The sequence below is a fragment of the Nonomuraea angiospora genome (assembly GCF_014873145.1).
Taxonomy (GTDB): Bacteria; Actinomycetota; Actinomycetes; order Streptosporangiales; family Streptosporangiaceae; genus Nonomuraea; species Nonomuraea angiospora.
In genome coordinates this window covers 3,729,609-3,751,260 of the sequence record NZ_JADBEK010000001.1, presented here as the reverse complement: position 1 = coordinate 3,751,260, position 21,652 = coordinate 3,729,609, and the positions used below count along the sequence as shown (strand labels likewise).

At 73.1% G+C, this 21,652-nt stretch carries 11 protein-coding genes; 9 read left to right on the top strand and 2 right to left on the bottom strand.

Annotated elements, in window-relative coordinates; genetic code table 11:
* Positions 1 to 140 precede the first annotated feature (140 nt).
* Positions 141 to 1,313 (top strand): glycogen synthase, encoded by a 1,173-nt coding sequence (gene glgA / locus H4W80_RS17050; RefSeq protein WP_192785994.1) that lies wholly within the window; start codon positions 141 to 143, stop codon positions 1,311 to 1,313.
* Positions 1,314 to 1,666: 353 nt separating this feature from the next.
* Here glgA and H4W80_RS17045 read toward each other — a convergent pair whose 3' ends face one another.
* Positions 1,667 to 3,016: a TrmB family transcriptional regulator gene (locus tag H4W80_RS17045; protein ID WP_192785993.1), complete on the bottom strand. Its 1,350-nt coding sequence runs from the start codon at positions 3,014 to 3,016 to the stop codon at positions 1,667 to 1,669.
* Between the two features lie 91 nt (positions 3,017 to 3,107).
* On the opposite strand from H4W80_RS17045, the gene H4W80_RS17040 reads away from it, so the two are divergent.
* Positions 3,108 to 6,437: a S8 family serine peptidase gene (locus H4W80_RS17040; protein ID WP_192785992.1), complete on the top strand. Its 3,330-nt coding sequence runs from the start codon at positions 3,108 to 3,110 to the stop codon at positions 6,435 to 6,437.
* Between the two features lie 60 nt (positions 6,438 to 6,497).
* Here the strand turns inward: H4W80_RS17040 and H4W80_RS17035 are convergent, their stop codons facing one another.
* Entirely contained in the window at positions 6,498 to 6,902 is a 405-nt protein-coding gene (locus H4W80_RS17035) for a nitroreductase family deazaflavin-dependent oxidoreductase (RefSeq protein ID WP_192785991.1), read from the bottom strand.
* Positions 6,903 to 7,043: 141 nt separating this feature from the next.
* Between H4W80_RS17035 and H4W80_RS17030 the strand changes: the two genes are divergently transcribed.
* The 7 genes from H4W80_RS17030 (at position 7,044) to H4W80_RS17000 (ending at position 21,497) form a co-directional block, all read left to right on the top strand.
* Positions 7,044 to 8,078, top strand: coding sequence for a LacI family DNA-binding transcriptional regulator (locus tag H4W80_RS17030; protein ID WP_192785990.1), 1,035 nt, complete (start codon positions 7,044 to 7,046; stop codon positions 8,076 to 8,078).
* A gap of 21 nt (positions 8,079 to 8,099) precedes the next feature.
* Entirely contained in the window at positions 8,100 to 9,365 is a 1,266-nt protein-coding gene (locus H4W80_RS17025) for a sugar ABC transporter substrate-binding protein (RefSeq protein WP_318786909.1), read from the top strand.
* Positions 9,366 to 9,408: 43 nt separating this feature from the next.
* Positions 9,409 to 10,332, top strand: a complete 924-nt coding sequence (locus H4W80_RS17020) for a carbohydrate ABC transporter permease (RefSeq protein ID WP_192785989.1) — start codon at positions 9,409 to 9,411, stop codon at positions 10,330 to 10,332.
* Positions 10,329 to 11,150, top strand: coding sequence for a carbohydrate ABC transporter permease (locus tag H4W80_RS17015; protein WP_192785988.1), 822 nt, complete (start codon positions 10,329 to 10,331; stop codon positions 11,148 to 11,150). The genes H4W80_RS17020 and H4W80_RS17015 overlap by 4 nt, the downstream gene beginning before the upstream one ends.
* A gap of 11 nt (positions 11,151 to 11,161) precedes the next feature.
* Complete coding sequence (locus tag H4W80_RS17010) at positions 11,162 to 12,667, top strand: glucoamylase family protein (RefSeq protein ID WP_192785987.1); 1,506 nt, start codon at positions 11,162 to 11,164, stop codon at positions 12,665 to 12,667.
* Complete coding sequence (locus tag H4W80_RS17005; RefSeq protein WP_225963489.1) at positions 12,664 to 14,448, top strand: GH39 family glycosyl hydrolase; 1,785 nt, start codon at positions 12,664 to 12,666, stop codon at positions 14,446 to 14,448. Before H4W80_RS17010 ends, H4W80_RS17005 begins: the two co-directional genes overlap by 4 nt.
* An 80-nt stretch (positions 14,449 to 14,528) precedes the next feature.
* Positions 14,529 to 21,497, top strand: coding sequence for a CHAT domain-containing protein (locus H4W80_RS17000; protein ID WP_192785985.1), 6,969 nt, complete (start codon positions 14,529 to 14,531; stop codon positions 21,495 to 21,497).
* The last annotated feature ends 155 nt before the right edge of the window (positions 21,498 to 21,652 follow it).

Sequence of the window (21,652 nt, the reverse complement as noted above, 5' to 3'; positions counted from 1 at the left end):
CGGTATGGAGACCTCCCTTCGTGTCCAGATTTGTTGCGCAATGGACGTCGGGAGATCGTCGAGCCGCCCAGGTTGACCTCGAGCGCGAAACTCGCTGCTTGTGGTGGCCCGCCGGCCGCGGCCCGCCATAAGGTCGTCTCATGCGTGTTGATCTGCTCAGCCGGGAGTACCCGCCCGAGGTGTACGGCGGGGCCGGGGTGCACATGGAATACCTGGCCAGGGAGCTGCGGAAGCTGGCCGACGTACGCGTGCGCTGCTTCGGAGCCGACCGCACCGAGCCCGGCGTCTCGGCCTACCGGGTGCCCGAGGGACTGGCGGCCGCCAACGCCGCGCTGCAGGTGCTCGGCGTGGACCTGGAGATGGCCGCCGCGTGCGAGGGAGCCGACGTCGTCCACTCGCACACTTGGTACGCCAACTTCGCCGGGCATGTCGCGAAGATGCTGCACGGCATCCCACACGTGATCACCACGCACAGCCTGGAACCGCTGCGACCCTGGAAGGCCGAGCAGCTCGGCGGCGGCTACACGATCTCGTCGTGGGCCGAGCGCACCGCCCTGGCGAGCGCGGACGCGGTCATCGCGGTGTCGGAGGGGATGCGCCGCGACGTCCTGGCGGCCTACCCCGAGATCCCGCCGGACAGGGTCAGCGTCATCCACAACGGCATCGACACCGCCGAGTACGCCCCCGACCACGACCTCGACGTGCTGGAGAAGCACGGGGTGGACCCGCACCGCCCGTACGTCATCTTCGTGGGCCGCATCACCCGGCAGAAGGGCCTGGTCCACCTCCTGCGCGCGGCGCGGTCCTTCGACCGGGACGCCCAGCTCGTGCTGTGCGCGGGCGCGCCGGACACGCCGGAGATCGCGGCGGAGGTCACCGAGCTGGTGCGCGGCCTCGACCGGGACGGGGTGTTCTGGATCCAGGAGATGCTGCCCAAGCCCGAGGTCATCCAGTTGCTGACGCACGCGACGGTGTTCGTGTGCCCGTCGGTGTACGAGCCCATGGGGATCGTGAACCTGGAGGCGATGGCCTGCGAGACGGCCGTGGTGGCGACGGCCACCGGCGGCATCCCCGAAGTGGTGGCCGACGGGGAGACGGGCCTGCTCGTCCCGATCTCCCAGGGGCCCGACGGCACGCCGCACGACCCCGACCGCTTCGCCGCCGACCTGGCCGAGCGCGTCAACGCGCTGCTGCGGGACCCGGCGCGGGCCAAGGCGCTCGGGGTGGCGGGGCGGGCCAGGGCCGTCGAGCACTTCTCCTGGGAGCGCATCGCCCACCGCACCATGGACCTGTACGCGACCCTGCGGCCCTGAGGCCCTCTCACGGGGTCACGAGGAAGAACGGCGAGGACGCCTGCGGGATGGCGGCCGTCGGCGGGGTTCTGCGACCCCATGCGCAGGCCGCCAAGGCTCGCCTGCCCGTCGGCGCACCCCGCCCGGTCTGAAGGACCTCAGCCCCGGGCGGACGGCGCGGCCGGGGCAAGGCGATCCCGCCGACGCCGGTAGAGGTCCGGAAGGCGACCACGCCAGTCGAGCGGGCGGAGGCGGCGACCGCGCTGCGCGAGCGAATCTTGATCAGGGCGACCGCGGTATGCGAGGGGGCGGTGGAGGGCGACCGCGCTGTGCGAGTGGGCCTGAGGGGGTGACCGCGGTGCGCGAGAGCGGGCTCACACCAGGCCGCGGCGGCTGGCCTGGGCGCCGGCTTGGAAGCGGGTCTCCGCGTTGAGCTCGTCCAGGAGGTGACGGAGCCGGCGACGGAGGGTGCGGGGGCTGGTGCCGAGCTGGCGGGCGATGGCGTCGTCCTTGAGCCCGGCCGCGAGCAGCGCCAGGAGCCTGCGATCCTCCAGACTGAGCGCACTGGCCGCAGAGCTGAAGGCGTCGGCCGAGGGGCTGAGGGCGCCGGCCGCAGGGCCGAGCGCCCCGGCCGCAGGACCGGGCATCCGCGCAGTAGGGCTGTGGGCACCGGCCGGAGAGCCGAGTGACCCGGCCGCAGGACTGGGCGTCCCCGCAAGAGGACCCTGCGTCCCCGACGCAGAGCCGGACGCACCCGCCGTAGAGTCCGACGCACCCGCCGCAGCGCCGGGCGTGCCGACCGCAGGGGTGAGCGAACCTGCCGCACGAACGGGCGCCCCGCCCGCAGGGCCGAGTGCCCCGCCCGCAGGGCCGAGCGCGCCAGCCTCAGGGGCCAGGGCCGCGACCGGCGGTCCGGGATCGGTCGTCTCCAGGACCGGATCACCGAGCTCCCGCCACAGCTCAGGCCGTACCGGCAGCGCCTCCCGCCACATCCGCTCGAACAGCTCCACCAACGCCATCACCATGGTGGACCCCGTGATCAGCACGCCCCGCGTCAAGGGCGGGTCCATCTGCAGGGGCATGACCGCCCGCCACCGGTCGACGATCGCCATCTTGAACGGCAGCTCCGGCAGGACCCGCGCCTCCTCCCCGGCCTTGATCAGGCTGCCCACCTCGTCGAGCGCCCCCGTGTGGTCGAAGGCCTCCGGCACGTAGATGGTCCGGTAGCGGACGCCGCTGCGGAGCAGGCCGGTCTGGAGCGGGTTGTGGTAGTCCAGCACGTACGGCGGCCGGTCGAAGGTCAGCACCTCCTCCTTGGCCTCCTGCTGCAACCGCACGTACCACCGGGCCTGCTCCTCGGGCCCGGCCAGGACCTCCAGTTGACCGCCCTCCTCCATGCCCTGGCCCACCGTGCGGAAGGCGGCCTCCAGCTCGTCGGCGGTGTCGGTGAGCCGGTCGAGCTCGCCCTGCATGCCGCGCACCAGCGAGCGGATCGCGGCACCCGGGTTCGTGGCCGTCCAGCGGGGCGAGCGGCCCCACAGGCGGCTGACCAGCCCCTTGGCGCGCAGCCGGCTCAGGGACGACTGGATGCGTCCGGTGCTCTCGCCGCTGCGCCTGACGAGCTCCTGCACGGTGATGCCGGGGCTGGCCAGCACCCCGCGGTAGACCCGCTCGTCGAAGGCGCTGATGCCCACGACCTCCAGCGCCCGGCCCTCCTCAAGCATGCCCACGATCTTGGCCAATTCCGGCAGTTGCCGCAATAGGCCACATCAACCACCTTGTCACCAAATTTAACTGACAATTAGAAATCGGGATGTGCTTCAGAGAACCGCCCTTCTGGGCGTCGTGGTAACGGCCCTGATCGCCGCCGCCACGCCGGCCCAGGCGGCCCCAACCCCCGCCCCCTCCGCCAAGGCGACCACCCAGCCGGGAAAGCCGTCCGGACCGCCCAAGACGATCACCCTCATCACCGGCGACCGGGTCACCCTCCGCGAGCTCCCCGACAAGCAGACCCAGCTCGACGTCAAGCCCGGCCCCGGCAGGGAGAAGGTCACGTTCGTGCACCGCCGGGGCCAGGACGGGCTCAGCATCGTCCCCACGGACGCGATGCCGCTGCTGGCCGCCGGCCGGCTCGACCCCCGGCTGTTCAACGTCACCCGGCTCGCCGCGCTCGGCTACGACGACGCCGCCAGCCCGGCGCTCCCGCTGATCACGACGTACCCGGACCAGACCGGCGCCGCCACGCTGCGCGCCGCCGGCGGGCGCCCGCTGCCCGCGATCAACGGCGTCGCGCGGAGCGAGCCGCGCACCGGCGCGCTGTGGAAGGCGCTGACCGGGCAGGCCAGGACGGCCGCGGCCGTGCCCGAGAAGATCTGGCTGGACGGCAAGGCCAAGCTCTCCCTCGACGTCAGCGTCCCGCACATCGGCGCGCCCCAGGCCTGGGCGGCCGGCCACACCGGCAAGGACGTGCCCGTCGCCGTCCTCGACACCGGGTACGACGCCGGCCACCCCGACCTCCAGGGCCTGGTCACCAAGGCCCAGAACTTCACCGACGAGCCCGACGTCCGCGACCTCAACGGCCACGGCACCCACGTCGCCGCCACCATCGCCGGCTCCGGCGCCGCCTCGGGCGGCAGGTACAAGGGCGTCGCCCCGGGCGCGAAGCTGCTGATCGGCAAGGTTTGCGTGCAGAGCGGCGACTGCCCCGACTCGGCCATCATCGAGGCCATGACCTGGGCGGCCGAGAACGGCGCCCGTGTCGCCAACCTCAGCCTCGGCGAGCCGGACTCCGTCGGCGCGGACCCGGTGGAGCAGGCCGTCAACAGCCTGTCGGAGAAGTACGGCACGCTGTTCGTCATCGCCTCGGGCAACGCCGGCCCCCAGACGGTGAGCTCTCCGAGCACCGCGGACCGCGCGCTCTCCGTCGGCGCCTCCTACCGCGACGACGACACGGTCGTGCAGTTCAGCAGCACGGGCCCGCGCGTGGGCGACGCCGCGGTCAAGCCCGACCTGATCGCGCCGGGCGTGGAGATCGTCGCCGCGCGGGCCGCGGGCACGGGCCTGGGCTCGCCGGTCGACGACTCCTACACCTCGCTGAGCGGCACCTCCATGGCCACCCCGCACGTGGCCGGGGCCGCCGCGATCGTCGCCGGGCAGCACCCCGACTGGAAGGCCGACCGGATCAAGGCGGCGCTCATGGCCTCCACCGCGCCCGGCGACGAGCTGGGCGCCTACGTCCAGGGCTCCGGCCGCGTGGACGTCGCCCGCGCCGTCACCCAGCAGGTCACGGCCGAGCCCGCCACCCTGAACCTGGGCGAGATCGAGCTGCCCAGCCCCGCGCCCAGGGAGCAGACGCTCACCTACCGCAACGACGGCGACGCCGCCGTCCGGCTGGACCTCAGCGTGATCGCCAAGGACGGCGAGGGCGCGACGGTGACGCCGTTCAAGCTCGGCACCCCGGCCGTGGAGGTGCCCGCGCACGGCACCGCCCAGGTCAAGGTGACCGCCCAGCCGGGCCCGATCGGCACGTTCAGCGGCACGGTCATCGCCAGGAACGCCGGCGTCACCGTACGCACCGGCATCGGCATGCGGGTCGAGCCGGAGAAGCGCTCGCTCAAGCTGACCTTCACCGGCACCGACGGGCGGCCCGCGCACGCCGCGTTCGCCGGCGTGATCGACCTCGAGGCCAAGGAGCAGCGCAACTACGACATCGCCGGCGGCACGCTGGACCTCAGGCTGCAGAAGGGCCGCCGCTACACCGTCGTCAGCCTCATGCTGGACAGCGACGGCACCATGGTGATGGCCGCCGACCCGGAGTTCACGCTCGACGCCGACCGCACCGTCGCCGCCGAGGCCCGCAAGGCCCGCCCGGTGACCGTCCGTACGGAGGAGCCCACCGCGCGGCTGGCCGTCGGCATGCTCGGCATGCTCCAGCTCGCCGAGGGCGTGCAGGCCATGGGCGTGGACGTCGACCTGGCCGGCATGTGGGGCGCGGAGCGCGTCGAGGGCATCAAGGCCATCCCGACGGCCCGCACCGTGAGCAAGAACTTCGCCTTCTACCGGTGGACGCAGTGGGCCAAGCCGAATGCCGACGGCGGCTACGACGACAGCCCGTACTTCTACCACCTGATGAAGGCCGAGCCGCGCATCCCCGCCGACCCCGGCTACCAGCCGCGCCGCCGCGACCTCGCCGAGGTCACCTCCACGTACGCCACGCAGCAGGACGCCAAGTTCGGCGAGCACTTCGCCCTCCCGGTGCTGTACGGGAAGGAGCTGGCCTGGATGCCGTACGGCCAGGTGTCGCGCTTCTCGCTGCCGTTCCGCAGGACCGAGTACTACACGCCCGCCGACACCGGCTGGTATCCGTCCTTCATCCAGTACCAGACGCCGCCGGACGGCTGGGACGACGTGGACCAGTTCTTCTTCGGCGACACCACCTCCTACCGGGCCGGCCAGAAGACCACCGACCGCTGGAACACCGGCGTCTTCGCGGCCGCGCTCAACCCCGACGGCGACTACAACTGGCGCCAGGAGAACGCGATGCAGTTCTCGGCCGGACTGTTCGAGGACAGCACGCCGGACCGGGTCTCCTACGGCGACTACACCGCCCCGCAGGCCAGGCTCTACCGCGACGGCAAGGAGATCTACGCCGCCGACTACCTGCCGGGCTCGGTCGACGTGCCCGCCGAGACGAAGGCGAGCGAATACCGGCTGACCATGACCGCCGACCGCGAGGCGAAGCAGACCAAGGTCTCCACCCGGGTCAGCGCCGAGTGGCGGTTCAGATCGAAGTCGGCCGAGCCGGGCAGGCGCCAGGTGCTGCCGCTGCTGACCGTCAAGATCGCCCCCGAGCTGGACGACCGTAACCGGGCGGCGGTGGGTCACATGAGCATCCCGCTGAGCGTCCAGCGCCAGGACGGCTCGCCCGACCTGCCGCTGCGCAGGCTCACGGTGGAGATCTCCTACGACGACGGCCGCACCTGGCTGCCCACGCTGGTGCACCCGGCGGGCAAGGGCACGTGGGCCGCGCAGACCTGGCACCCGGTCAGCGCGCGCGGCGGGTTCGCCTCGCTGCGCGTCAACGCCGCCGACACCGGCGGCAACGGCTTCACCGAGACCGTCATCAGGGCCTACCAGCTCAGATGACGTGATGGGAGCCCCGTCGCGCCCCGACCGGGCGCGGCGGGGCCTGCCTCATCAGAGGTGTCAGCTGACGCGTTCGAGCACGACGACCGGGATGTCGCGGTCGGTCTTCTTCTGGTATTCGTCGTAGTCCGGCCAGGTGCGGGCCATCAGCCGCCAGAGCTCCGGCTTCTCCTCCTTCGAGGCCGTACGGGCGCGGGCCGTGAACTTGTCGCCCTTGACCTGCGCCTCCACCTCAGGGTTGGCCAGGATGTTCTTGTACCACTCGGGGTGGTCGGGATCCCCGCCCTTGGACGCGACGACCACGTGGTCGTCGCCGTGCTTCTGATAGATGAGCGGCGTCGTGTAGGAGCGGCCGGACTTGCGGCCCTTCGTGGTGAGGAGGAGGACTGTCGTGTTGTTCCAGTCGTGTCCCTCCTCGCCGTTGGTCTCCTGATAACGCTGTACGTGTTCCTTGCCGTAGAGCATGATCCACGACTACCCGTCGAGGGCGTGACCTCACCGTTATTCGCCGGGGTCTGTACTAGAAGTTAACAATCCTGGCAGGATGCATGTGTGTAAGCGCTTACAGTCCATAGTGGAAGCGCTTACACAACAGGGAGACGCTTGATGGACGTGACCATCTACGAGGTGGCCCAGCGGGCCGGCGTGTCGATCGCGACCGTGTCCCGGGCGCTGCGCGGCACTGGCCCGGTCGCGGCCAGGACGCGCGAGAAGGTGCTCAAGGCGGTCGAAGAGCTCAACTTCACGCCCAGCCACCTCGGGGTGAGCCTGGCCGAGGGCCGCCACGCCGCCAACGGCATCGTCTTCCCCGACCTCGCGGGCCCCTACTACACCGAGGTCCTGCTCGGCTACGAGGAGGTCGCCTCCGAGCTGGGGCGCTCGGTCGTCATCCTGTCCACCAAGGGGCGCACGCGGGTCAACGACCTGGTCAAGGACCTCGCCGGCCGGGTCGACGGCATGCTGATCTTCGGTCACACCGTGCCCGAGCCGCTGGTGGCCGAGCTGGTGCGGCTCGGGATGCGGCTGGTGTTCATCTCGCGCGACCCGCTGACCGGCGCCGACACCCTGCGCAGCGAGAACAGGACCTCGGCGGGAGCGCTGGCCACTCACCTGGCCGGGCACGGCTACGAGCGCTTCGCCTTCCTCGGCGCCCCCATGGCCAGCCAGGACGACGTGGACGAGCGCTGGCAGGGCGTGCGGGCGGTGCTCGGCGGCGCGATCGAGGCCGTGGACACGCGCCACTACACCGTCGAATGCGGCTTCGAGGCCGCCAGGGACCTGCTCCGGGGCAAGGACAGGCCCGAGGCGATCATCTGCTCCGACGACGAGGTGGCGCTGGGCGCGCTGCTGGCCGCCGAGGAGCTGGGCCTGAGCGTGCCCGGCGACCTGGCCGTGACCGGCTGGGACGACATCATGGCCGCCCGCCACGCCCGCCCGGCGCTGACCACCGTACGCCAGCCCATGCGCGAGCTCGGCGCCCGCGCCGCCCGCGCGCTCGACGAGCTGATCACCCGCACCCGCGACCTGCCCCGCCACCAGAGCCTGCCCACCGAGCTGGTGGTCCGCTCCAGCTGCGGCGACCACCCCGAGACCTCACCGAGTCCTGACCGCAGAGCCGGAGATCCGTTCCGGCCGCGGTGACCAACCCCCAGGAGGTAGTCCGTGAACACCACCACCCGGCGCGCCGCGGGAGGCGTGCTGGTCCTCGCGATCATGGCGGCCGGCTGCGGCCGCAGCGCAGACAGAACTCCTGAGCAGGCACAGAACGTCACGACCGGCAAGATCACGGGGGAGGTCACGGTCTGGGCGATGGGCGAGGAGGGCAAGGCGCTCGGCGCGTTCGTCAAGGACTTCGAGGCCGCCAACCCGGGCGTGAAGGTCAACGTCACGGCCATCGGCTGGGACGTGGCGCACGACAAGATCACCGCGGCCATCGCGGGCAGCGCCACCCCTGACGTGAGCATGGTCGGCTCCACCTGGTCGGGCGAGCTGGCCAAGACCGGCGCGCTGGAGCCGACCCCCGGCAACCTGGTCGACAAGTCCGTGTTCTTCCCCGGCGCCTGGCAGACGGTCGACGTCAACGGCACGGCGTACGGGGTGCCCTGGTACGTCGAGACCCGCGTCCTGTACTACCGCACCGACCAGGCCAAGAAGGCCGGCGTCGAGCCGCCGAAGACGTGGGAGGAGTTCACCGCGTTCGCCAGGGCGCTCAAGGAGAAGGGCGGCGCGAAGAACGGCTTCAACCAGAGCTACACGCAGGGAGCCTCCTGGCAGGAGGTGCTGCCGCTCATCTGGCAGGCGGGCGGCGAGATCGTCAAGGACGGCAAGTACACGTTCGACACCCCCGAGGCGCTCACGGCGCTCAAGCAGTACGCGTCGCTGTTCACGCAGAAGCTCGCCCCCAACGACACCCCGGAGGGCGCCTTCCCGCAGAGCTTCATCAAGGGCGAGGTCGGCGGCTTCTTCTCCGGCCCGTGGATGGTCGGCGTGCTGAACAACGACGGCGGCCCCGGCTTCAAGGACAAGTTCGACGTCGCGCCCTACCCCAAGGGGCCGGTCTCGGCGACGAGCTTCCTCGGCGGGTCCGACATGGTGGTGTTCAAGAAGGCCAAGAACCGCGACGCGGCCTGGAAGTTCATCCAGTGGCTGAGCGAGCCGAAGGTCCAGGCCAAGTGGTACACGACGGTGAAGGCGCTGCCCGCGGTCGTGAAGGCCTGGCAGGAGCCGGAGCTGACCGCCGACAAGCAGCTCGCCGTCTTCGGCGAGCAGCTCAAGGACGCCAAGACGCCGCCGCCGTTCCCGACGTGGGAGCAGGTGGCCAGGGTGCTGGAGACCGAGCTGGAGAAGCTGGCCCGGGGCGCGCAGACGCCCGAGCAGACGCTCAAGGCGATCCAGTCGCAGGCCGACACGATCGGCACCGGCCTGTGAGCGTGCGGGGCGGCTCTGAAGCGGCGCCGACGCGGGAGGGCGCATGAGCGTGGCGGTCCCCGCCGGCCGGGTGGCGCCGATCAGGCTCAGGGGCACGTTACGCCAGGCCGGCATCGGCTGGATCTTCATCCTGCCGTTCGTGGTGCTGTTCGCGGTCTTCTACCTGGGCCCGCTGCTGGTCGGCATCGGCATGAGCTTCACCGACATGCGCAGCACCGACGTGAGCGACCCCCTCGCCGTGAACGTGGTCGGGGTCGACAACTACCTGCGGCTCATGAACGACGGCGCCATGCGCAAGGCGGCGCTCAACACCGTGGTCTTCGTGCTCACCGCGCTGCCGCTGACCATCGGGCTCGGGCTGGCCGCGGCCGTGCTGCTCAACTCGGGGATCGCCCGGCTGCCGGCCGCGTTCTTCCGGCTCGGCTACTACCTGCCGAACATCACCAGCATCATCGGCATCGCCGTGGCCTGGAAGTTCCTGCTGGAGCCGGAGGCCGGGCTGGTCAACCGGCTGCTGGAGCTGGTGGGCGTGCGGGGCCCCAACTGGCTGCAGAGCACGTCCACCGCCCTGCCGTCGATCATCGTGATGACGGCCTGGCGCAGCTTCGGCTTCAACATGGTCGTGCTGCTGGCCGCGCTGCAGAGCATCCCGAAGGAGCTGTACGAGGCCGCCGAGGTGGACGGCGCAGGGCGCTGGGCCCGCTTCCGCGCGGTCACCGTGCCCTCGCTGCGGCCCGTGCTGCTGTTCTGCACCGTCTACAGCTCGGTCGGCTTCATGCAGTTCCTGGAGGAGCCGCTGGTCATGACCAGGGGAGGCCCGCTCGACTCCACGCTGTCGGCCTCGCTGGCCATCTTCAACCAGTTCGGGGTCGGCAACTACGGCTACGCGGGGGCCGCCTCGTCCGTGCTGTTCGTGGTGATCGTGGCGCTGGCCGTACTGCAGCTCAGGCTCGGGAGGCGCAGGTGAGCCGGACCCGCCGCCAGCGCGCGGTCGTCTACCTGGGGCTGAGCCTGGGGCTGGCGCTGGTCGCCGGGCCGTTCCTGTGGACGGCGCTCAGCTCCGTCAAGCCGGAGCGGGAGATCCGGCGCGACCCGCCGACGTTCTGGCCGGAGACGTTCACGCTGGACAACTTCGCCGAGCTGTTCCAGCGGGTGAACATCGGCGACGCCTTCGTCAACAGCATGCTCATCGCGCTCGTGCTGGTCGCCACCAACCTGCTGTTCTGCTCCATGGTCGGGTACGCCTTCGCCAAGCTGTCCTTCCGCGGCAAGAACCTCGCCTTCGGCCTGGTGCTGGTGCAGCTCGCGATCCCGGCCATCGTGCTCATGGTGCCGCAGTTCGTGCTGATCGCGAAGCTCGGCATGGTCAACACGTTCATCGGGATCATCCTGCCGACCGTGGTGACGCCGCTCGGCGTGTTCATGATGCGGCAGTTCATCGCCGACCTGCCGGACGAGCTGATCCACGCGGCCAGGGTGGACGGCGCGGGGGAGTTCCGCATCTTCTTCACGATCATCCTGCCGCTGTGCGGGCCGCCGCTGGCCACGCTGGGGCTGATCACGTTCCTCGGCTCGTGGAACAACTTCCTGTGGCCGGCCGTGGTCGCGCAGAGCGAGGACATGTACACCCTCCCGGTCGCCCTCAACATCCTCAACGGGCACGAGGCCACCCACTACAACCTGCTGGTCGCCGGCTCGGTCGTGGTGATCGCGCCGATCCTGTTCCTGTTCGTCTTCCTGCAGCGCTTCTTCATCCAGGGCATCGCCACCACCGGCCTCAAGTAGAGGAGCCCCCCATGCGCAAGACAGTCCTGTCCGGCGTGCTGACGCTGGCCCTGATCGTGCCGGCCGTCCCCGCCGACGCCTCCGCGAACGCCACCCTGCTCCGCTACGCCAAGGACACCTGGCGCTCCATGGCCGCCATGGTGGAGCCGGCCACCGGCCTGCCCGCCGACAAGGTGACCGGCGACCTCGCGACCAGGGCGAAGGTCACCTCGCCCACCAACATCGGCACGTACCTGTGGAGCACCCTCGCCGCCCGCGACCTGCGCCTGATCGGCGGCGGGGACGCCGCCGCCAGGATCGGCAGGGTGATCAAGGCGCTGGAGGCACTTGAGCGGAACACTCCCACCGGCCAGTTCTACAACTGGTACGATCCCGGCACCCTCCAGTTGATCCACACCTGGCCGGAGACCGGCGATCCGGTGCGCCTGTTCGCCTCCAGCGTGGACAACGGCTGGCTGGCCGCGGCCCTCATGATGGTCCGCAACGCAACCCCGCAGTACGCCGCCCGCGCCAACCGTCTGCTGACCTCCATGAACTTCGCCTCCTACTACGACCCCGCCGCCCGCCCCGACGCGGGCACCGGGTTGATCCGAGGCGGTTTCTGGCCCGAGCCGCCCGACGGCTGCTACGTCGAGAGCGACTACGCCGGCACCGGCAGGACCGTCTACTCGACCTGCCACCACTACGGCGCGCCCGCCGAGACCCGCATCGGCCAGTACGTGGGCATCGCGCTCGGCCAGCTCCCGCGCGAGAGCTACTTCGGCCCGTACCGCACCTTCCCCGACAACGGCTGCGACTTCGGCTGGCAGGACCAGAAGCCGGTCGGCTCGTGGAAGAAGTACCTGGGCGTGAACGTCTGGGAGGGCACGTACGCCTACCGCGGCATGCGCTACGTCCCCAACTGGGGCGGCTCCATGTTCGAGGCCCTCATGCCGGACCTCGTGGTCCCCGAGGCGAAGTGGGCGCCCAAGAGCTGGGGCCGCAACCACCCGGTGTTCGTCCGCGCCCAGATCGAGCATGGTCTGAAGGAGGCCAAGTACGGCTACTGGGGCTTCTCGCCGTCCAACGACCCGCACGGCGGCTACCGCGAGTACGGCGTGGACCCGCTCGGCATGGACGAGCCCGGCTACACCACCGACCGCGAGCGCACCAGCACCGATCCCGGCTACGAGGGCTGCCGTCCGGCCAAGCCGGAGCCCACGGCCTACGGCGACGGCGTCGTGACACCGCACGCCAGCTTCCTGGCGCTGCCGTACGCGAAGGACGCGGCCATCGACAACCTGGACAAGCTCCGCCGGAACTTCGACGCCTACGGCCCCGGCGGCTTCTACGACGCCGTCGCCGTTCGCTCGGGGGCCGTGTCCAAGTGGTACCTGGCACTCGACCAGGGCATGGTGATGGCCGCCCTGGGCAACGTGCTCACCGGCGGCGGCCTGCACCGCTACTTCGCGGGCTCGGGCGTGGAGGCCAAGCTGCGCCCGGTAATGGAAATCGAGGAATGGAACGTCTCTTCATGAACATGGCTGCCCACCGCGACTGGCAGGAGCGCATCGGCCAGGAGTCCGGTGCGATCACCCCGGCCGACCGGCCCGAGCTGCCGGCCCCCACGGGCCTGTCGGCGGTCCCGGGAGCGGGCCAGGTGACGCTGACCTGGGACGCCGTGCCCGGGGCCATCGGCTACGCGGTGTACCGGGACGGGGCGCCGGCCACGCCGCCGGACGTGGACGTGCCCGCCGTCCCGTCCTGCCGGTACGTGGACACCGGCCACGGAGCGGCGTCCTACCAGGTGGCCGCCGTCGCCGCCGCGGACCACGCCGGCCCGCTGTCCGAGCCCGTCCAGGCCGCCCCGCTCGAAGGGCCGGCCGGGATGTCGGTCCACGTGGACGCGGGGCGGGTGACCCGCGAGCTGCCGCGCCCGTGGACGTACATGGTGGGGTCGGAGCACCTGTCGCACCTGCTGAGCACCGACGAGAGCGGCGGCCGGCCCATCGGTGAGGAGCTGGCCGAGGCGCTGCGCGTCATGCGCGACGAGCTCGGCGTCCAGACGGTCAGGGCGCACGCCATCCTCTGCGACGACCTGGGCGTCTACCGCGAGGTCGACGGCCAGGCGGTCTACGACTTCAGCCGCGTGGACGAGGTCTACGACAAGGTCGTGGCGCTGGGCCTGCGGCCGATCGTGGAGCTCGGCTACATGCCGCGCGACCTGGCCTCCGACCCCTCCAGGACCGTCTTCGGCTACGACGCCATCGTCTCGCCGCCGAAGGACTTCGAGGCGTGGAGCGACCTGGTCAGGGCGCTCGTCGAGCACCTGGCCGAGCGGTACGGGATCCACGAGCTGATCGACCACTGGGCCTTCGAGGTCTGGAACGAGCCGAACCTGGCCGTCTTCTGGACCGGCACGCCCGAGGAGTACTTCCTGCTCTACGACGTCAGCGCCGCGGCCGTGAAGAACGTCCACCCGGACCTGCGCGTCGGCGGGCCCGCCTCGGCGGCCGACGGCTGGGTGGAGGAGCTGCTCGCCCACGTCGGGGAGTCGGGCGCGGCGCTCGACTTCCTCTCCACCCACACCTACGGCAACGCGCCGCTCGACTGGCGTCCCGTCCTGGACAGGTACGGCGTCGACGTGCCCATCTGGTGGACCGAATGGGGGCCCACGCCCACCCACTTCCACGGCATCGGCGACGGGCCGTTCGGGGCGGCGTTCCTGCTGCACGGCATGAAGTCGGCCGCCGGCCGGATCGCCGCGCTGTCGCACTGGGTGGCCTCCGACCACTTCGAGGAGCTGGGCCGGCCGCCGCGGCTGTTCCACGGCGGGTTCGGCCTGCTGACGGTCGGCAACCTGCGCAAGCCCCGCTTCCACGCGCTCACCCTGGCCTCCCGGCTGGGCGACGAGGAGCTGGCCGCCACCCTCGACGGGGACGTGGCCGGCGTCGAGGCGTGGGCGGCCCGGCGCGCGGACGGCAGGATCGGCGTGCTGGTCTGGAACGGCACCCTCAACCACGCCCAGGCCGACGGCGCCCCCGAGCTCACCCGTACGGTGTCCCTGACCGTCGACGGGCTCGGCGACGGGGAGCACACGATCACCCACCACCGCATCGACCGCGACCACTCCAACGTGCAGGCGGCCTGGCAGGCGATGGGCGGCGGCGACTGGCCGGCGGACGAGCAGTGGGACAAGCTGCGCGCCGCCAACACGCTGGACGAGCTGGCCCCGCCGGCCACGGCCGCCGGGAGCACGGTCACCCTCGAGTTCGAGCTGCCCATGCCGGGCGTGTCCTTCATCGAGCTGACCCCGTAAAGAGCGATACCGTACGGGGCGATGTGGAGGTCAACGGCACGGTTCTGTACGGGCGCGCACGCCGGTGAGAGCCTGTGCCCATGACCGAACCGGCTCGGGCGCTGGCCGCCCGCATCGAGCGGTTCGAGCAGACCGCGGATCCCGAGCTGATCTGGGATCCCGCGGCGCTGGTCGAGGCCGAGCAGGCGATGCGGGCGTGCGCCGGCGACCGGACCGACGCCGTCACCTGGCGCCTGATCGGCATGCTCCACCTGGCCCGCTACCGGCTGGACCAGCGCTTCGCGCAGGACGCGGCGGTGGCGGGCACCTACTTCGCCGCCGTGGCCGTGGTCGATCCGGCGCGGCTGCCGGAGCGGCTGCGCGGCTCGAACGTGCCCCCCGGCGACTCGGCCGGCACGTGGGCGGGGCTCGTCGAAGAGGTGTTCCAGCACGTGGACCCGGCGGCGTACCCGCATGTGGAACTGCTGATCCACGCCCTCGTGCGGCGCGCGATGGCGCGGCCCACGCCGGAGGTGGCCGACCGGCTCGGCGAGCTGCTGCTGCGGGAGTCGGCGCGCTCTCCCGCCCCCGCCTGGGCGCCCGGCGCGCTGGCGCTGCTCGGCGACGGGCTGGTGCGGCTGTTCGGGGCGACGGGGGAGCTGGAGGTCGTCGACGACGCCGTACACGTGCTGTTCAGGGCGGCGCTGGCCGAGCCGGCGCACGTGGACGAGCTGGGCACGGCGCTCGGGCTGGCGGCGTTCGGCGACGAGGAGCTGGCCACGGCCTACGTGACGGCCGCGCAGGCGCCGCCGACCGGGCAGGACCGGTCGCGGGCGCTGCTGGCGCTGGTCGAGCTCACCTGGGCGCGCGCGGCCGGGTCGTACGCCGACCGCGACCTGCTGGCGTTCATCCGGGCCGGGCAGTGCGCGCTGGACTTCTGGCACGAGAAGTGGGCCCATCCCGGCGTGCTGGCGCCGTACGCGGCCGGGCTGGTCGAATGGTTCGTCGTCACGGGGGACGAGCGCTCGCTCGAGGCCGGGACGGAGATGCTGGAGGCCCTGCACCTGACGCCCGGCGAGACGGCGCGCGGGCTCGGCACCGACCCCGTCGTGCGGCTCGGGCTGCTGGGAGACCGCCGCTGGAACCGGTACGGCGTCACCGGCGACTCCGACGACCTGGAGACCGCCATCGAGGTCATGCGCGAGGCGGCCGGCCAGGCTCCGCGTGGCCACCCCGACCGCGCCAGGCTGCTCGCCAACCTGGCGAACGCGCTGCTCAGGCGGGCCGTGGTGACCGGCGGGGACCCCGGGGAGCCGATCGCGGCCGCGCGGGCGGCGCTGGCGGCCCACGGGGAGCGGGATCCGGCCAGGCCCAGGGTCCTGATGCTGCTCGGCCAGGCGCTCAGGCTCGACCTCGACGCCGGGCACGCCGACGAGGCGATCGCCGCGTTACGGGAGGCGCTGGCGGCCGGTGAGCTGTTGCCGCCGCGGGCGGAGGCGTACGGGCTCGTCTCGGAGGTGCTGCGCTGGAGGGCCGCGCACTCGGGACGGGCGGAGGACCTGCGGGAGGCGGTGGCGTCCGCGCGCCAGGGCCTGGAGCTGGCCGTGAAGTCCGGCCAGGACCCGGCGCCCGCGCGGCGGGTGCTGTGCGGGGCGCTGCTGGCGCGCTTCTCGGCGCAGGGCGACCCCGGGGACCTGGGGGAGGTGCTCGAACTCGCCCGGGAAGGCGACCCGGAGCTGCTGTCGCAGCTCGGCGCGGCCCTCGACGGGACACCGCCGCCGGACGAGCGGCTCGCGGGGGCCGCGACCGAGCTGGCGCTGGCCGCGCGGGACGACGAGGTCACGGTCGAGCTGCTGCGTTACGCCGAGCGGCAGGCCGGCTCGCCCGGCGAGTTCCTGCTGGAGTGCGGGCTGCGGCTGGCCTCGCTCGGGCGGCTGCGGGTGGCCGGCGCCGTGCTGGGGCGCGCGGCGGACACGTTCGGCTCCGGCTCTGGGCTCGGCTCAGGCTCAGGCTTGGGCTCCGGGCTCGGCTCCGGTTCCGGTTCCGGCTCCGGCTTCGGCTCCGAGGAGGGGGCTCGGATGGCGTACGCGCTGGCCGAGCAGGGGCGCGCGTACCAGGAGCTGGGCGAGCTGGGCCTGGCGCTGGAGTCGTTCGCGCGGTCGGCGGCCGTCTACGGCTCGCTGGGCGAGGTCCGCTCCGAGGCCCTCCAGCTCGGCAACATGGGCGTCGTGCTGCTGCGAGCCGGCGACCCCGTCCGCGCCCTCGAACACCACCACCGCGCCATCGCCCTGTGCGAGAGCGCCGGGCTGGCGGCGGAGGAGGCGGCCCAGCAGGGGCACGCGGCCGAGGCGTTCCTGGCCGCCGGCGACCCGGACGGCGCCGTGGCCTGCGCGGTCCAGGCCCGTGAGCTCTATCGGGAGCTGGGCGAGAGCGTGCCGGCCGCCATGGCGCTCGTCTACGCCGCCCGGGCGGCCCTCGACCAGGACGACCTCACCGCGGCCGCGGAACGCATGGCCGCCTGCGCCATCGAGCTGGAGGCCGCCGGGGCGTGGGAGGAGGCGTGCCGGGCGCTCGACGCGCACGCCGTCCTGCTGGTGGAGCGCGGCCACCCCGGGCAGGCCGCCGCCTGTGAGACCCGGCTGGTGGAGATCGTGCGGCGCAGGGGCGAGCGGCGCGAGCCCGCCGACGAGTGGTACCGCATCGCGGGTCGCCGCCGTGGCCGCGGCGACGCCGACGGCGCCCGGACGGCCTTCGGGCTGGCCGAGCGCGAGTACGAGTCGCTCGGCCACTACGACGGGGCCGCCTCGGCGCGCTACAACCTGGGCGCGCTCTCGTACGCGGAGGGGGATCACGGGCGGGCGCTGGAGGAGTTCGGGGCGGCGGCGGAGGCGTTCGCCAGGTTGCGCGCCCCGGTCAAGGAGGCGTCCGCGCTGACCATGCGCGCCTCCTGCCTGACCGCCCTCGACCGCTACGACGAGGCGCCGGCCGACCTGGAGCGGGCGCTGGAGCTGGCCGCCACGGAGGGTGACGTGGGGGCCGTCCTCGTCGCCTTACTGGGGCGGGTGGCGCTGGACCTGCGGCTCGGCTCGTGGGACGAGGCGGCGGAACGGCTGAACGCGGCCCTCGGGCTGTCCGCCGGAGACCCGCTCAAGGAGGCCGTCGTCCGCGACCGGCTGGCCGCGCTGGCGGCCCGTACCGGGGACCTGGACGCGCAGGTGGAGGCGCTGGAGCTGGCGGTGGCCGGGTTCCACGCCGGTGAGCAGCCCCGGCTGGCGGCACTCACCTCGATCAAGCTCGGCTTCGCGCTGGAGGAACGCGGCGAGTTCCGCCGCGCCCGAGCCGCCCTCGAAGCCGGCCTCTCCACCCTCACCCCACCACCACCCACGCTCGCCAACCGCCCCACACCCTTCGACCGCCCCACACCCCTCGACCGGCCGGCACCCTTCGACCGGCCGGCACCCTTCGACCGGCCGGCACCCTTCGACCGGCCGGCACCCTTCGACCGGCCGGCACCCTTCGACCGGCTCGCCCCCCTTGACGCGCCGGCACCTTTTGGCCGATCCGCGCCCTTCGACCGGGCACCCCTCGACCCGCCCACCCCCCTCGACCCACCCCTCGATCGGCCCGCCCTCTTCAACCGGCCCGCACCTCTTGACGCGCCGGCACCTTTTGACCGACCCGCGCCCTTCGACCGGCCAGCACCCCTTGATGCGCCGGCACCTTTTGACCGGGCGGCACCTTTTGACCGGGCGGCGCCCTTCGACCGGGCGGCGCCCCTCGACCCGCCGGCATCCCTCGATCCGCCGACACCCCTCGACCCGCCCGCGCCTTTGGCCCCGGCGTCGTCCGGCGGCTCGGGGAAGCGCGGCGGCGCCGGGGAGCAGGGCAGCAGTTCGGGGGAGCGGGGCGACTCCGCGCAGTTCAGCGGAGCGTTCGAGCTCATCGCGGTCATGGGCGGGGGCCTGGACGCGGAGCTGCTGTCGCGGCTGGCCCGCATCCAGCTCACGCTCGGCGAGGCGACCCGCGGCCACGCGACCCTGAACCAGGCGATCAGGGCGGCGGACGGCGACCGGGCCGAGCGGCTGGAGACCTGGCTCCGCATCGAGGAGGCGGAGGCCGCCGGCGACCTGGAGACCGCCCGCGCCCTCGCCGAGCAGACGCTCGCCGCGAACCCCGTGAGCGGCCGTCCCCTCGCCTCCGACTACCACTCGTTCCTGCTGGTCAAGCTCTCCTCCTTCTGCCGGGCGCTCGGGGACCCGGAGGCCGCCCACGCGTACGCCGCCCGAGGTTACGAGCTGCGCGACGCCCTCGTGATCGACCACCTGCGCAACCTCGGCGCGGCGTCCCGGGCCCTGGGCCGCCTGGACGAGGCCGCCGATCGCCTCAGCGAGGCGGTCGCGCTGGCCCGCGACTCGGACGCCGCGCTCCCCGCGGACCTCGTCCAGGCGCTCGACCTGCTCGGTCGCGTACGCGCCGACCAGGCCCGCTGGGCGGAGGCCGCACGGGCCTTCGACGAGGGGCTCGAACTGCTGTCCTCGCCGGTCTGGCGCCCGCTGCGGGCCCCGTTGCTGGCCGGGCGGGGCGCGCTCCACCTCAAGCTGGGCGAGCTGGCGGAGGCCGAGGCCCTCTACCGGCAGTCCATCGCGATCGTGGAGGAAGCCGGCTCCCGGACGGACCTCGCCGACAGCTACGCCGACCTGAGCCTGGTCTGCGCGCTGCGGGGCTCGACGGACCAGGCCCGGCTCTTCGCCGAGAGGGCCCTTGACATCGAACACGCCCGCGGCCGCACCCGCGGCGTGGTCCTGGCGCTCATCCTGCTCGCCCGCCTCGAGGACTCCTCCCGCGCCGAGGTCGACCTGGCGGAGGCCGCGGCCCTGGCCCAGGAGATCGGGTACCGCCCAGGGGAGGCGCTCGCCCGCGGCCGGCTCGGCGCGCTGTACGTGACCACCTCCTCGTACGCCCGCGCCCATCGGCACCTGTCGGAGGCGATCGAGCTGCTGGAGGAGCTCGGACACGAGCTGGAGCTGGGGATCGCCCTGCACAACCGCTCCGTCGCCGCCGAGCGGCTGGGCGACCTGCCGAGCGCGCTCGCCGACGCCGAACGGGCCTGCGAACTGGGCCACACCTCCGGCCGCGACCGCGCGATCCGGCTCGCGGTACGCCTGGGCCGCGGCCTGACCGCCTGGCGGCACCTGGAGCACGCCAAGTCCACCACCCTGACCACCCACCTCGGCCACCGCGATGGCCCAGGGCAGGCGGGCGGTGGCGGCCGCTGGTCCGGCATCTCGGGAGGTGGCGATGGCCGCTGGCCCGTGCCGGGGGGTGGTGGCGGCCGCTGGTCGGAGCCGGTGGAGGGTGGTGCCGACCGCTGGTCCGGGATGCCGGGGGGTGGTGGCGGCCGCTGGTCCGGGCCGGTGGAGGGTGGTGCCGACCGCTGGTCCGGGATGCCGGAGGATGGTGGCGGCCGCTGGTCCGGGCCGGTGGAGGACGGTGATGACCACTGGTTCGGGGCGGCCGGAAGTGGTGGAGAGGCCTGGTCCGAGCCAACCCGTCCGGGTGACGAGTCCTGGCCCTGGACGGTCGAGGACCGGCCCACTGCCGCTGACCTCAGCCATCGGCGCTGGCCGGTGCCCGACGGCGTGCCCGCCGAGCTCGTGGAGGCGGAGCGGCGAGGACTCGACACCATGCGCACGCTCCAGGCGGCCGCCCGGAACACCCGGGACCCGTCGGAAGCCGCGACGCTGCTCGGACGCGCCCGTACCGCCGAGGCCGAGGTGGAGGCGCTGTGGCGGCGGATGGAACCGCTCGCCCCCGACTACGTCGCCCTGCACCGCGACCCGCCGCTCGACCAGCTCCACCTCGACGCCCTCGTCACCTCCGAAGGCCGGCCCGGCAGCGGGATCGCCGTGGTCGGCTTCCACGTCGGTGAGGAGGGCGTGACGGTGTTCGCCCACCGCACCGGCTGGCCCGAGCCGCGCGCCTTCCCCACCACCGTCGGCCACGACCTGCTGGCCGAATTCACCGCCACCACGGTCGGCCGCCGTCCTGGGCTGCTGGACATCGAGGCGCGCCGCCACCGCGCGGCCGTCTGGCGCCGCCTGGCCGACCTCCTGCTGTCGGACGCCCTCGACGCGCTCGGCGACGACCTGGACCACCTCTACCTGGTCCCGCACGCCGAGCTGCACCGGGTCCCGCTCCACGCGCTGGCCCCGAACGGCCGCTCGCTCCTCGAACGCGCCCTCGTGACCTACGCCCCCTCCGTCGCCGCCCTGACCCGCCTCATCGCGCGGGGCCCCACGACGGGCACCCGGTCGCTGGTGCTCGGGTACACCCCGGGGGCCCCGACCGTGCCCGAAGGCCAGCCAGAGACCCGGGCCGCCCCCAGAAGCGGGCCGGAAGCGCGGGCGATGCCCGGGGGCGGGCCGGAGGCGCGGGGGGTGTCTGAGGGCGGGCCGGAGGTGCGGGCCGTCCCCGGAAGCGGGCCGGAGGCGCGGGCTGTACCTGGCCAGCCGGAGGCGCAGGTCGTGCCCGAAGGCGTGGCGGGGACCGAGGTCGGGGGCGCGCTCGGCGCGGCGGCGCGGGACGCCGGCGTTCTGCTGGGTGTCCCGTCCCGCACCGGCCCGGACGCCACCGCGACCCGGCTCCCCGGCACCTGGGACGTGGTGCAGCTGTCGTGCCCGGGCGTGTTCGACCCGGACGACCCGTTCGGCTCAGGCGTCGGGCTCGCCGACGGCCTCCTGACCGGCAGGCGGCTCATGAGCATGGCCGTGAACGCCCGGCTCGTCGTCCTCGGCTCCCACGAACGCGACCCCGCGCCGGGCGGCGGTGAGGACGTGGCCGCCCTGGCCCACGCGTTCCTCCACGCGGGCGCGAGGTCCGTGCTCCTCCCGCTCTGGCCGGCCTCCGACGAGGTCACCAGGGCCCTGCTGCGCGACGTCCACACCAGGCTGCGTTCCGGCCTGGCTCCGGCGCGGGCGCTGCGGGAGGCCGTACTGGAGCTGCGCGACCTCTACGGCCCCGCCGAGCCCGACCTGTGGGCCCCGTACGTCCTGGTGGGCCTGCCCTCCTGACGAGCGGGCGAGCCGGCCCGTGCGGTGGGACGCAGCAGAACGCGAGGAGCCGGCGTCCCCGTACGTGATCCGGCCGATCACCGGCCTGAAGCAGATCGCGGCGATGCGAGGACCTCCTCGTCGTCAGCTCGCGGCCGTGTCGCGCGACGGCGGCC